General features: G+C 36.7%; 11 protein-coding genes. 3 read left to right on the forward strand and 8 right to left on the reverse strand.

Annotated features, from left to right (window positions below; all coding sequences use genetic code 11):
• Positions 1 to 6: 6 nt before the first annotated feature.
• The 5 genes from HXV90_RS21095 to putP form a co-directional block, all read right to left on the reverse strand.
• Positions 7 to 831 (reverse strand): GNAT family N-acetyltransferase, encoded by an 825-nt coding sequence (locus HXV90_RS21095; protein WP_066038007.1) that lies wholly within the window; start codon positions 829 to 831, stop codon positions 7 to 9.
• Positions 831 to 1,976 carry a M20 peptidase aminoacylase family protein gene (locus HXV90_RS21100; RefSeq protein WP_048394190.1) on the reverse strand — a complete coding sequence of 382 codons (1,146 nt, stop codon included), beginning with the start codon at positions 1,974 to 1,976 and terminating at the stop codon, positions 831 to 833. The genes HXV90_RS21095 and HXV90_RS21100 overlap by 1 nt, the downstream gene beginning before the upstream one ends.
• 204 nt (positions 1,977 to 2,180) lie before the next feature.
• Positions 2,181 to 3,668: a peptide MFS transporter gene (locus HXV90_RS21105; RefSeq protein ID WP_048394189.1), complete on the reverse strand. Its 1,488-nt coding sequence runs from the start codon at positions 3,666 to 3,668 to the stop codon at positions 2,181 to 2,183.
• A 400-nt stretch (positions 3,669 to 4,068) separates the two neighbouring features.
• Positions 4,069 to 5,355 (reverse strand): GTPase HflX, encoded by a 1,287-nt coding sequence (gene hflX, locus HXV90_RS21110; protein ID WP_269897940.1) that lies wholly within the window; start codon positions 5,353 to 5,355, stop codon positions 4,069 to 4,071.
• A gap of 133 nt (positions 5,356 to 5,488) precedes the next feature.
• Positions 5,489 to 6,976, reverse strand: coding sequence for a sodium/proline symporter PutP (gene putP, locus HXV90_RS21115; RefSeq protein WP_269897941.1), 1,488 nt, complete (start codon positions 6,974 to 6,976; stop codon positions 5,489 to 5,491).
• Between the two features lie 198 nt (positions 6,977 to 7,174).
• Here putP and HXV90_RS21120 point away from each other — a divergent pair, with 198 nt between their 5' ends.
• On the forward strand, positions 7,175 to 8,335 hold the full coding sequence (locus HXV90_RS21120; protein WP_048394183.1) for a class I SAM-dependent methyltransferase: 1,161 nt from the start codon (positions 7,175 to 7,177) through the stop codon (positions 8,333 to 8,335).
• A gap of 62 nt (positions 8,336 to 8,397) precedes the next feature.
• On the opposite strand, the gene HXV90_RS21125 is transcribed toward HXV90_RS21120, so the two are convergent.
• The 3 genes from HXV90_RS21125 to HXV90_RS21135 are packed head-to-tail and all read right to left on the reverse strand — an operon-like array spanning position 8,398 to position 10,404.
• Entirely contained in the window at positions 8,398 to 9,477 is a 1,080-nt protein-coding gene (locus HXV90_RS21125; RefSeq protein ID WP_269897942.1) for an ABC transporter permease, read from the reverse strand.
• Positions 9,465 to 9,716, reverse strand: a complete 252-nt coding sequence (locus HXV90_RS21130) for an ABC transporter permease (RefSeq protein ID WP_269897943.1) — start codon at positions 9,714 to 9,716, stop codon at positions 9,465 to 9,467. The genes HXV90_RS21125 and HXV90_RS21130 overlap by 13 nt, the downstream gene beginning before the upstream one ends.
• A 1-nt stretch (position 9,717) precedes the next feature.
• On the reverse strand, positions 9,718 to 10,404 hold the full coding sequence (locus HXV90_RS21135) for an ABC transporter ATP-binding protein (RefSeq protein ID WP_004231931.1): 687 nt from the start codon (positions 10,402 to 10,404) through the stop codon (positions 9,718 to 9,720).
• Between the two features lie 425 nt (positions 10,405 to 10,829).
• Here HXV90_RS21135 and HXV90_RS21140 point away from each other — a divergent pair, with 425 nt between their 5' ends.
• Complete coding sequence (locus HXV90_RS21140) at positions 10,830 to 11,450, forward strand: DUF47 domain-containing protein (protein WP_004231927.1); 621 nt, start codon at positions 10,830 to 10,832, stop codon at positions 11,448 to 11,450.
• A gap of 21 nt (positions 11,451 to 11,471) precedes the next feature.
• Positions 11,472 to 12,488, forward strand: a complete 1,017-nt coding sequence (locus HXV90_RS21145) for an inorganic phosphate transporter (protein WP_004231925.1) — start codon at positions 11,472 to 11,474, stop codon at positions 12,486 to 12,488.
• The last annotated feature ends 40 nt before the right edge of the window (positions 12,489 to 12,528 follow it).

A 12,528-nucleotide genomic window follows, 5' to 3' on the forward strand; every position in this document is an offset into this window, starting at 1 on the left:
TCATTATTATAAAGCTAATAAGGAGCGTCTGACTAACAGATAGCTATGAACATATTCTGGATGTTTCTTCATGCGTACGATGGCATAATCTTGGTTAAATAATGTTGTTAAGATTGTGCGAATTTTATAACGCCAGTCCTCTGCAAGTTTTGGACTTTCCACTTTCATTTTCTGTAGAGATTGAGGGATCGGTAAAAGATAGGCATCTTTATAAAAAGATTGATTTAACTGAAATGTATTTTCTACATCTAGAACTGGTAATCCGTCTACTGTTAATGTCCAAGGTACAATTTCCTGTGCTACTTCTTCTAATTCATCAAGGCTATCTGCCATTTGATCACGCTCGATCCACCATTCAACGACAAGTCTATCTGAAGGTAGTCCTTCATTAAAGTCATCTCGAAGTGGACCATAATAATCATTTTCATATTGATAACTAGTGGCGTTCAGTTTTAGAAATGCTAGATTCGCTAAACGCGCCTCTAATGGGTCAATTAACCAGCGGACAAGTTGAAAACCATGCTCTTTTGCATATTCTTGTTGGGCATGCTTCAATAATTCACCCACACCTTGTTCACGATATGCTTTTTCTACACCAATCATGTGCGAATGTAAGTACATTTCTCTATTCCGATAGCCAACGAAGCAATAGTTAAAGCCAATTAGCTTTTCTTCTAAATACGCTCCTAATACGATTCCCCCATTTTGTACAGCAGCTAGTAATTGATGGGAGGGGATTGCTTGACTGCCCCATATTTCAGCATTTAATTTTTGGATCTCTGCAATTTCTTTCGGTGTCGTTACTTTGTGAATTCGCACTTGCTCTAACATTACGCTGACGCCTCCTTTTTATGCCCTGACTCCAAAGCTAATAAAACTGCTCTTGTAAGTATCTCCACTCCCGTGACAAGTCTTGCTTGTTTAAATTTCATTTTCGGATGATGCAAGCCTGGTGTTAATCCACAACCCAAGCCCAGCATGGTTGTTTTTAAATGCGGCCGTTGTACAGCATAATGGTGAAAATCCTCTCCTCCAGGTGTATGAACAGGCTTTCTTAAATTTGATAATCCAGCAGCCTGTATAATTGCCTGCTCCATTAAATATTGAGCACTTGTATCAACTTCAGCAGCTACGATATTGGCCACCGTACGTAATTCAATTTGTACTTTATGCAACAATTTAGAGGAATCGATCACACGCTTTACGCCTTGTGCTAAATCGTCCATCACCTTGTTTTGTTGTGCACGAATATCAATCGTAAATGAGGCATTACCTGGGATAATATTGCCCGAATCTCCCCCAGCATGGAATTTCGTCATCTTTACAGATACAGGAACCATAGGATCTGTATGAATGGTTCGCAAATCTTCGATGATTGTTGCACCTACTTCAATGGCATTAATACCTAGGTGCGGTCTTGCAGCATGAGCATCCTCTCCGATAATTTCGCCTTCAAGTAAACGAGAGGCACCATGATATAAGGCTGCACAATAAGTGCCGTCCTCTAGCTCATGAACAGGTCTTACATGGACACCAAATAAATAATCTAAGTCATCAATAACACCTTCTTCTAATACAGATAACGCTCCAGTTCCTTTTTCTTCAGCAGGTTGGAAAATAACGCGGATTGTACCATTAATAGATTGCTGTAGTTCTTTTAAAAGTAATAGTGTACCAATGGCCATCGTCATATGACCGTCATGTCCACATGAATGATTCGCACGGAAATGACCATCTACTTCTTGCCATAAGGCATCTATGTCTGTTCTTAGTCCTACTTTGGGGTTACCTTTGCCTACATCAACATATAATCCTGTGGAATTTTTAAATCGTTTAGGGGAAAAGCCTTCCTGCGTTAATAGCTCCACTATATAATTGGTGGTTTCTACTTCATGCCAGCTGATTTCTGGATTTGCATGTAAATACGTAAAAATCTCCATTAATCTTGGCCTCAAATAATCTAACTCTTCCTTCATAGATTCCAACCCCTTAAATTTTCATATTATTAAAATTATTATAACGAAAATGATAATTTTCTACATAGAAACTTATACCCACATTCAACAAAATAACTACTTACGATAATATATTTCGCTCTCAGCCTCTTAGATAGACTTTTATTTAGATACAAAAAAAGATGCAAGTACAGTTTTTTTAATAACTGTACTTGCATCTTTCATTTAATTAATACCCTTCATCGCTTTTGAAATAATTGGTGAAAGCACCAATATAATAATCCCGACTACAATAGATAAGGTACCTAAGAAACCAAAGTATGTGAATTCGCTTACAACTTCATAGACCTTAACTAATTGCGCATTAATTGCTTGTGCTGCTGCACTTGTTAAAAACCATAAAGACATCGTTTGCGCTGCGAATGCCTGTGGTGCCAATTTCGTTGTGGCAGATAGACCAACTGGTGATAATAATAACTCACCAACAACCACTAAGAAGAATGACAATACTAACCATAAAGGACTCACTAATGTATCTCCACCAGACAGGTGTGCTGGAATCATCATCACTAAGAACGATAGACCCGCAAAGAACAATGCATATGAGAACTTACGTGGTGTTGTTGGCTGCTTGTCTCCCCATTTAAGCCATAGCATCGCAAATAATGGTGCCATTGTAATAACAAATAATGGGTTCAATGACTGGAACCAAGAAGATTGAAGCTGAATACCACCAAAACTTAGCTGTGTACGCTCATCTGCATAAGTCGCTAAAATAGTTGCTCCTTGTTCTTGAATAGCCCAGAACATTACAGCTGATAAAAATAAAGGAATATAAGCAAGTAGACGAGACTTTTCATCCTTTGTTGTTTTTTTACTGCGATACATATAAATAAAGAATGCAGTTGGAATTAATACACCTAGAGCTGTGATGATTAAACTAAATACATTCATTGTTAAAGTACCAGTTTTAATACCGATAGCACCCAAGATGATAATAAGTAAAGCTGCAACTCCGAATTGCGTAAAGACTTTTTTACGTTCTTCAGGCTTTAATGGGTTGTTTACTTGTAAGCCCGCTAAGCCTAAATATTTTTTCTCTGTTAATTTATAAACAATTAAACCAATAAACATACCTAGACCCGCTAAACCAAAACCAAGGTGGAAGCTATATTTTTGTCCAATTGTTCCGACAATAAAAGGTGCAATAAATGCTCCCATATTAATACCCATATAGAAAATAGAAAAACCTGCATCACGACGGCTATCTGTTTCAGCATAAATGTCCCCAACAATACTTGAAACGTTCGGTTTTAATAAACCAGTACCCATAACGATAAATGCCATGGAAGCAAATAACATGCTCACACCACCAGGCAATGCTAGCAGTAAATGACCAATCATAATTAACACGCCACCATAAAAAATGGTTTTTCGTGTTCCTAAAACTCGGTCGGCAATCCATCCACCTATAATTCCAGACATATAAACAAGTGAGCCGTAGATGGCCATAATAGAGTTTGCTGTTCCGCGGTCTAGACCTAAGCCCCCGTCATGTAATTCGTAATACATAAAGAAGATAAGAATTGCTCGCATACCATAGTACGAGAAACGTTCCCAAAATTCTGTGAAAAACAAAGTAAAGAGCCCTTTAGGGTGTCCAACAAAACCATTTTGAGGGACAGATTTTACAACTTCATCTTTACTAGACATACAATACCCTCTCCCAATAAAAAATTATTCTACAAAAACACAACTACCCTAATATAAGGATAAAAAAACTTTGTTTCATCATACTAAAGCGTTTTATACACTTTAGCAAGAGTTTTAAAAAATGTTGAAAATTTGTCATTTTTCTATAAATTCTGATTGATTATTAGATAAATTATTAAATCCTTTGATATATCTAAGTTTTCTCACACTTTATACCTAAAAGATTTTTAAATTTACAATGAATTATTCTAAAATATTTAAAATTCAGATTCCTTACTTTACTTGAAAATTAATACAATTTCTTGACTACATGTTTTACCTTTGTTCTAGATTCTACTATTCCCTCTAATCACAAAAAGCATGCCAAAAATCTTTTGGCATGCTTTGGGAAGTACATTTTTTAATTAATTACATAGTGCTGATACTTTGCGTAATCTGCTGCTTTTACTTCAAGAGACAATAATGTCCCACCCTCTTCATAGGCTGTATTAAAAACAGAGGCATTCTCATTTAAATAAGAAACAACGTTCCCATGATCATAAGGTATTAACATTTCACACGTTACGTAATGCGAGAAGATGTGTTGACGAATTAGCTGTACTAATTCTTCTAAACCAACCCCCTGCTTTGCTGAAATCCAAATATTATCTCCACTTACCACAGGATATGGAATATCTGCTATATCTGCTTTATTGTATACATAGATTGTAGGAATGTCCTCAACACCAACTGCTTTAAGTGTTTCGTTCGTTACATCCATCATAAATCCGTGCTCTGTATTCGAAACATCCACCACGTGGAGTAAAAGATCCGCATCTCGCGCCTCTTCCAAAGTGGAGCGAAATGCCTTCACTAAATGGTGAGGTAATTTACTAACAAAGCCTACAGTGTCTGTCAGTAAAAAGGTCTTCTTATCAGGTAGTTCAATCTGACGAACAGAAGTTTCAAGGGTAGCAAAAAGCATATCCTTCTCAAAGACTTGTTTGTGCTCTTCTTGTCCTATTTGTGTAAGCAGTTGATTCATAATCGTTGATTTCCCAGCATTTGTATAGCCTACAATCGATACAACCGGAAGAGCGTTTTTACGACGCTGTTTACGCTGCGTTTCTCTCTGTTCCTTAACGTGCTCTAGATCCTTTTTAATTTTAGCAATTTGATCTTCAATTTTTCGTCGATCCAATTCCAGCTTTGTCTCACCAGCACCACGGTTTTTAAAGCCTCCCCCAGTACCTCCACCCTGACGGCTTAAAGAGGCATGCAAACCCACTAAACGAGGTAGCATATATTGAAGCTGTGCTAATTCCACCTGCATTTGGGCTTCACGTGTTTTTGCGCGCCTTCCAAAAATATCTAAAATAAGCATTGTTCGATCAATGACCTTCGTTGCTAAATCACTCTCCAAATTACGGATTTGCGAAGGAGACAGTTCATCATTAAAAATAACGAGGTTTGCTTGTGCTTCTTCATAAAAATTTTTGATTTCTTCTATTTTACCTGTACCCACATAATGGGAAGGTGTCACACGTTCCAAATTTTGCGTGACAGTCCCAACCACTTCTACATGCAAGGCCTCAGCTAAATTTTGTAACTCTTCCATAGAATAGTCAAAGTGCTCATCATTTCGTAAATTCACGCCAACTAGTATGGCCTTTTCAATTAATACATCAACTTCCTTAATTCTATCCATTAGAAACCTCCCAGCAAAGCTTGGTGTCGCTACGACAAATTTTCTTCATCTTACCATAATATACCCTTTTTCGTATTTGAAGATCATCGTTAACTTTCCTAAAAAATGCGCCTCATGTAAAGGCGCATCTCAACTATTTTCTTTCTTCTTTTAGCAGGGCTTCTGAGCGTGTGAACTCTTCTTCAATTTCTTTATTTGGTTTATATGTCAGTATACTGACAACAACCGCAACAATTAAACAAACAATGAAGCCAGGAACAATTTCGTACAACGCACTTGATAAAGCATCTACTTTACCCCAAATAAACGCAGTTGCAGCCCCTGTTACCATTCCGCTAAGTGCTCCGTAGTTCGTTAACCTTCTCCAATATAAAGAAAGTAAAATAACAGGTCCGAAGGCTGCACCGAATCCTGCCCAAGCAAAGCCAACTAAGCTTAAGATAGAACTATCTGGATTCCACGCTAGAATTGCTGCAATAATTGCAACAACTAATACAGCCATACGCCCAACAAAAACGTAATGCTTATCGTCTGCTGTTTTATTAAATAATGCTTTATAAATATCCTCTACAAGTGCTGAAGAAGTTACGATTAATTGAGAAGAAATTGTACTCATAACAGCTGCTAAAATAGCCGCCAGCATAATACCTGCTATAAATGGATGGAATAAAATCTGACCAAGTACAATAAATACTGTTTCAGCGTCTTTTAGCTCACCAGCATTTTGCTGATAATAGGCTACACCCACCAAGGCAGTTCCAATAGCTCCAAATAAGCTTAACATCATCCAGCCAATACCAATGCGTCGAGCTTGCTTCGTTTCTTTAACGGAACTAATCGCCATAAAGCGGACGATAATATGAGGCTGTCCAAAATAGCCTAATCCCCAAGCAACTGAAGAAATGATCCCTGCTGCTGTCGCAGTGGCTGGTAATAAATTTAGAAGATCTGGATCAACAGATTTAATAGATGAAATGGTTTCACCTATACCACCTGTTACAAATAAACCAAATAGCGGTACCATAATAAGTGCTAAAAACATAATAAGACCTTGTAAGAAGTCTGTATAACTTACCGCTAAAAATCCGCCAAAAAGAGTGTATGCTACAACTACAGCTGACACAATTAATAAGCCTGTATGGTATTCATAACCAAATGAACTATCGAAAAACTTGCCCCCTGCTACCATTCCTGACGATACATAAAATGTAAAGAATATGAGGATGATGATACCTGAAGCAATTCTAATAAGCTTCGTATGATCACGTAATCGATTATCCAAATAACTTGGTATAGTAATGGAATCATTTGTAACCTGTGTATATACCCGTAAACGTGGTGCCACAAGTAGCCAGTTTAGGTAAGCTCCTATTGTTAATCCAATTGCAATCCAAGCCTCCACAAGACCTGATAAAAATATCGCACCTGGTAAGCCCATTAGGAGCCAGCCAGACATATCCGCAGCACCCGCACTTAGCGCAGTAACCGCTGGACCTAAGGAACGACCGCCAAGCATATAATCTGTTAAATTAGATGTTTTAACAAATGCATACCAGCCAATTGCTAGCATGGCGATCATATAAATAACAATCGCTAATAATTGATACATGTTATCCGACATATTTTCTCCTCCTTATTAATCCTTAGTATCACCAATTTAAAAAGAATTACTGTATTTAAGATACCACGAATATACAATTCCACCTATAAATACTCGGAATTTTTATTAAATTTATTCCGAATACCAAAGATGCCATTGTCTTTTATAAAATGTGTTAAACTAGTGCCATCTATAACACAATAAAGTAGGCGAAAATGTATGACATTTGAAGAAATGAAAGCTCTGCTCACTGAGCAAATTTTGCAACAAAAGCTTGTGACAGCTACAATCAGTCAACCACGTATGAAATCAAATGAAATAAAACGTATAAAATTAAAACCATTAATGTTAAAAAATCAGTACCATATACAAATTGAATACCAATATGAACGGATTTTAAAACATGAAAATATTCTATTGGCTCATTTACCTTCCAAGCTTGACGCGTTTTTTGAGGAGTATCGTCAAGCTCATATTGATTTCGTAGATGAAACGGTACAAGTACAATTATCAAAAAAGAACAAAGTCCTTTGGAAATCAGATAAAACAGCTTCACCTAAACAAGTCCATCTAAGCCATAATCGTAAAAAAAATTATTTACTATCTGATGATCAACCCTATCCATTTTTAATTCGACTGGGGGTACAAACAGAAGAAGGAAAGGTTAAGAAACAAAAGTATGATAAATTTAAACAGATTAACCGCTTCATTGAATTTATAGATGATGCCTTAACCTATTTACCTCAGGATCGACAGGTGAGGATTTTAGATTTTGGTTCAGGAAAATCCTACTTAACCTTTGCTTTGTATCATTATTTAAAAATTGAAAAAGGCTTAGACATTCGTGTTACTGGTTTAGATTTAAAAAAAGAGGTTATTGAAGAGTGCTCAAGAATAGCACAGGATCTAGGCTATGATCAGCTAGAATTTCTTGTAGGAGATATCAATGATTATAATGATGAAAGTGCTGTGGATATGGTGGTGACACTCCATGCATGTGATGTAGCGACAGATATGGCCTTGGCTCGTGCTGTGAAATGGGGAGCAAGTGTCATTCTAAGTGTGCCTTGCTGTCAGCATGAGTTAAATCGTCAACTAAATACACCTGCTCTCGATATTATGTTGCAACATGGACTTGTTCGAGAGCGATTTGCGGCACTTGCTACAGATGCTATTCGAGCTGAAATTTTATCGCTTGTTGGCTATGAGGCACAGCTTTTAGAGTTTATCGATATGGAGAATACACCTAAAAACATATTAATTCGAGCCTATCAAACAGGTAAAAAACCAAATGAAGAGCAACGTGCCAGCTATGATGCCTTCTTAAAATTATTGAATGCAACACCATTTTTAGCGAATGAGTTAAAAGAGTATTTATAACATACAGATGTACTTCAATCCAAATAAAAGGCGATCCAATGTTGATTGGACCGCCTTTTTTATTATAACTCTTGTCGTAAAGCTTGAATAACGTCGATTTTTGTTGCTTTACGTGCTGGGCGATAACCTGAAATCATCGCTACACCAACACTAATGGCTGCTGCAATAATGACTAGTTGCCATGGAATAAGAGAAAATGTTATATCATTTGTTGCAAAAGCTTCCTCCCCTGTTGCCGCCTTAAGAATTAATGGTAATGCTGCATTAGCCGCAAAGCTAATAGCATACGAGATGACAACCGCAATTAGCGTACCAAAAATACCGATAAATGTGCTTTCCATTAAAAATAACCGTTGTATAAGCTTCGGACTTGCCCCAATTGCCTTTAATACACCAATTTCACGTGTTCGCTCTGTCACAGCCATTGTCATTGTATTAAAAATACCAATGGAAGCAATCAACACAGCAATAGTACCAACAAAGATTAAGCCAATTTTTAAGACAAGGAAAAATACATTCATTTGATCTAGTTGCTCTGTTACTGAATATACGCTATAGCCCTTATCTTTTAACTTCTCTAAAATCGGCTTTACGTTTTCTAATGTATCCGCATAAATATTAAATTCAGAGTAAAACAGCTCATCCTCTGCCATGTTACTATCTGTAGATAAATTTTCAACCCATACTGCTTTTTGCTCTTTGTCCATATGAATAGCGTTATCAACCATCCAATCATAAGAAGGTTTCTCCATTACGCCAACAATTGTATAGCTCATTTTTTGCGTTTCATCATTTGTACCCGTGTGAGGAACTAAGGACAGATCTATGTTCTTTCCAATCAATGATTCTTTATAGCCCTCTTCACTACCATCATAATACGTACCCTCAGCTTCAGCCTTTTTACTTTTTTCCGCAATGACATCACGTTCTCTTTCATTCAATAATGTTTGAGCAAAATGATACCCTACAACAATTTCATTAGATTTCGTTGGATAACGCCCTTTTGCAAGCTTTCCATTTACCTGTTCAAAGTCCTGCATATCTGACAATATTAAATTAGAAGTAGTATCACGATCTTCAAAAAATGATTGTGCGGTAGCATTGACACTAATTGTTTCAAGCACCGTTTCTACATGTTCCATTTTTTAATTTCTTGTACTTGTTCTTCAGTTAATTGCTTATCGCCATATACTTGAATTTTTGTAACTGTTTCGTTTGAAAGAATTTCATTACGTAAAGATTCCTGTAAACCAAAACCAACGGATGCTAGCACGATTAAAAAGGCACAGCCCATCGTTGCAGCTAGTATCGTCATAAACACACGCAGCTTATTTTTCTTGATATGCTGTGTTACAAAATCTAATTGATCCTTAAATAACATGTTAAGCTTCCTCCTTTACAAGTTCTCCATCGTACATGCGGAAGCGTCTATGTGCGATAGTAGCTACTTCTTCATCGTGCGTGATAATGACAAAAGTTAGCCCTAATTCACGATTTAAACTTTGAATAAGCAATAAGATATCCTGCTCGGTTTCTGAATCGAGACTCCCTGTTGGCTCATCAGCAAGTAATATAGGAGGATTCGTAATAAGGGCTCGTGCAATGCTGACACGCTGTTGCTGTCCACCTGACAATTCATTGGGATAATGGTCTGCTACTTCTGTCAAACCAACCTTGTCCATTAATTTCTTCACTTTTTCTTTGCGCATAGCCTTACGCAAACCCTGTAGCTTTAAAGGTAATTCGATATTTTCAAAAGCAGTTAAACCAGGCATTAATTGAAAGTTTTGAAAAATAAAACCGAATTGACGTAAACGGAAGGCAGCACTTTCTGTTTCAGTTAGATGGGCTGTTTCCTTTCCATTTACTTTAATAGAGCCCTGTTCAGCCTTCATAAAACCAGCTAGAACTTGTAATAAAGTCGATTTTCCTGAGCCACTTTTACCTACAATGGCCACAATTTCTCCTTTATTGACCTCGAAGTTCACACCTTTCAATACCGGCACTTGCTTTTCCTTCCCTCGTTTTCCAATTAAAAATGTATGTTGTAAGTTTTCAACCTGAATCATTAGTTAATAAACGCTCCTTTCCTATTCATTTTCCATTGTAGTAAACAATTCTTAATAAAGAGGGAGGATAAAAATGAAGATATTCTTAAGAATAAGAAGGTACTCTTCTGGTTATCAAATGAATTTACAATACCTTTACAATTCGAATGCGCTATTTTTATTACCTTCTATTATCTTTCGTGTCTTAATCTGTACTAATAAGTCACCATTACAGAAGAATAGCCATTTATAACAAGGTTTTATCTGTACTCATAAAAATAAATACAGCTGGATTACCTTATATTTTGTGAACGAATTGTATATTACAGCAATGTAAATTTTCATGTCGATTAGTAAATTTTTATGTAGATAAATTAAAGATTTTGTTATGATAGTAAAGTTTAGAGGTCGATTAATTTATTTATATCCAGGAGGATTCGATTCACATGCTTAACTCAAAAAAACAAGACCCTTTCTTTATTGCATTGCATAAAATTGCTGAAAATATGAGAGAGGCTGTACATTACGCAAATGATTTTCGTATTAACAGTGTAGCTGACCTAAAAGAGATTAGCATTACAATGAAAAATTATGAAACTGCTGGTGATAAGCTTATTCATGAACTGATTGTCATGTTAAACAAATCATTCATGACACCTATTGAACGTGAGGATATTTTAGAGCTCGCCATTCGTATGGATGATGTTTTAGATGGAACAGAACACTGTATTGCACACTTTGAAATGTTTTCGCTCACTGAGATTGATGAATCTATGCGCATTTTCTTAGGGTTTATTTCAAAAAGTGCTGATGAAATAGTCAAAGCGACAGAAGAGTTAAAGAAAAAGAATCTAATTGGCATGCGTCCACACGCAATTCTTATTAAAGACTATGAACGTGAATGTGATGAGGTACAACGTACTTCTATTAAGAAGTTATTTTTAAATGAAAAAGATCCAATCCGCCTCATTAAATTTAAGGATATTTATGAACAACTTGAAGATATCGCTGATCATTGTCAAAACGTAGCAAATACTATGGAAACAATTATCATGCGTAACGCATAATTAGGAGATGGGCACTTTACAATGAACACAATCATTATATTAACCGTACTGGTCGTCATCTTTGCCCTAACATTTGACTTTATCAATGGCTTCCATGATACAGCAAATGCTATTGCAACTTCGGTTTCTACTAGAGCATTGCCGCCACGCACGGCAATCATTATGGCGGCAACTATGAACTTTATTGGTGCTATCACCTTTGTAGGGGTTGCAAAAGCTCTAACAAAAGATATTGTAGATCCTTTTGCATTAAATGCTTTTGAAGGAGACACAACTGGCTCAGTCGTTATTTTAGCTGCATTAATTTCAGCTATAATTTGGAATTTATTGACATGGTATTTCGGTATTCCGTCAAGTTCTTCACACACATTGATTGGGTCTATTGCCGGTGCTGCAATCGCATCCGCTGGTTTTAATGTGTTAAACTATGGCGGCTTTACTAAAATCATCATGGCTTTAGTGTTTTCACCTTTACTTGCTATTTGTGCAGGCTTTATTATGATGACTCTTTTTAAACTATGGTTTAAAAATTTAAATTTATATAGGACGAATAAAGGTTTCCGTACAATGCAAATTTTTACTGCTGCCATCCAATCGTTCACCCATGGTACAAATGATGCGCAAAAAGCGATGGGGATTATGACGATGGCGTTAATCGCTGGTGGCTTGCACACTGGAGATGAAATACCTTTCTGGGTGCGTGCTGCTGCAGCTACAGCAATGGGGCTAGGTACGTCAATTGGTGGTTATAAAATCATTAAAACGGTTGGTGGTAAGATTATGAAAATCCGCCCTGTTAATGGTGTTGCGGCAGATTTAGCATCTGCTACTGTTATTTTTGGCGCTACGCTAATCCACTTACCAGTTTCAACAACACATGTCATTTCTTCCTCCATTATGGGTGTCGGTTCAGCACAGCGTGTGCGTGGTGTAAACTGGGGTATGGCTCGAAAGATTGTTACTACTTGGGTGATTACAATGCCAATTTCTGCCGTTATGGCATCTGTTATTTATTTCATATTATCATTATTCTTTTAATAGTAAGACTCCTGTCCAAAAAGTGGATGGGAGTCTTTAC

Source organism: Lysinibacillus sp. JK80 (assembly GCF_027557635.1).
GTDB classification, from domain to species: domain Bacteria; phylum Bacillota; class Bacilli; order Bacillales_A; family Planococcaceae; genus Lysinibacillus; species Lysinibacillus capsici.

What these genes read in the sequence shown, in the direction of transcription:
- putP (WP_269897941.1), bottom strand. Translation starts at nt 6,976, where the DNA reads ATGTCGGATAACATGTATCAATTATTAGCGATTGTTATTTATATGATC.
- HXV90_RS21120 (WP_048394183.1), top strand. Translation starts at nt 7,175, where the DNA reads ATGACATTTGAAGAAATGAAAGCTCTGCTCACTGAGCAAATTTTGCAA.
- HXV90_RS21130 (WP_269897943.1), bottom strand. Translation starts at nt 9,716, where the DNA reads ATGTTATTTAAGGATCAATTAGATTTTGTAACACAGCATATCAAGAAA.
- HXV90_RS21140 (WP_004231927.1), top strand. Translation starts at nt 10,830, where the DNA reads ATGCTTAACTCAAAAAAACAAGACCCTTTCTTTATTGCATTGCATAAA.
- HXV90_RS21095 (WP_066038007.1), bottom strand. Translation starts at nt 831, where the DNA reads ATGTTAGAGCAAGTGCGAATTCACAAAGTAACGACACCGAAAGAAATT.
- HXV90_RS21100 (WP_048394190.1), bottom strand. Translation starts at nt 1,976, where the DNA reads ATGAAGGAAGAGTTAGATTATTTGAGGCCAAGATTAATGGAGATTTTT.
- HXV90_RS21145 (WP_004231925.1), top strand. Translation starts at nt 11,472, where the DNA reads ATGAACACAATCATTATATTAACCGTACTGGTCGTCATCTTTGCCCTA.
- hflX (WP_269897940.1), bottom strand. Translation starts at nt 5,355, where the DNA reads ATGGATAGAATTAAGGAAGTTGATGTATTAATTGAAAAGGCCATACTA.
- HXV90_RS21125 (WP_269897942.1), bottom strand. Translation starts at nt 9,477, where the DNA reads ATGGAACATGTAGAAACGGTGCTTGAAACAATTAGTGTCAATGCTACC.
- HXV90_RS21105 (WP_048394189.1), bottom strand. Translation starts at nt 3,668, where the DNA reads ATGTCTAGTAAAGATGAAGTTGTAAAATCTGTCCCTCAAAATGGTTTT.
- HXV90_RS21135 (WP_004231931.1), bottom strand. Translation starts at nt 10,404, where the DNA reads ATGATTCAGGTTGAAAACTTACAACATACATTTTTAATTGGAAAACGA.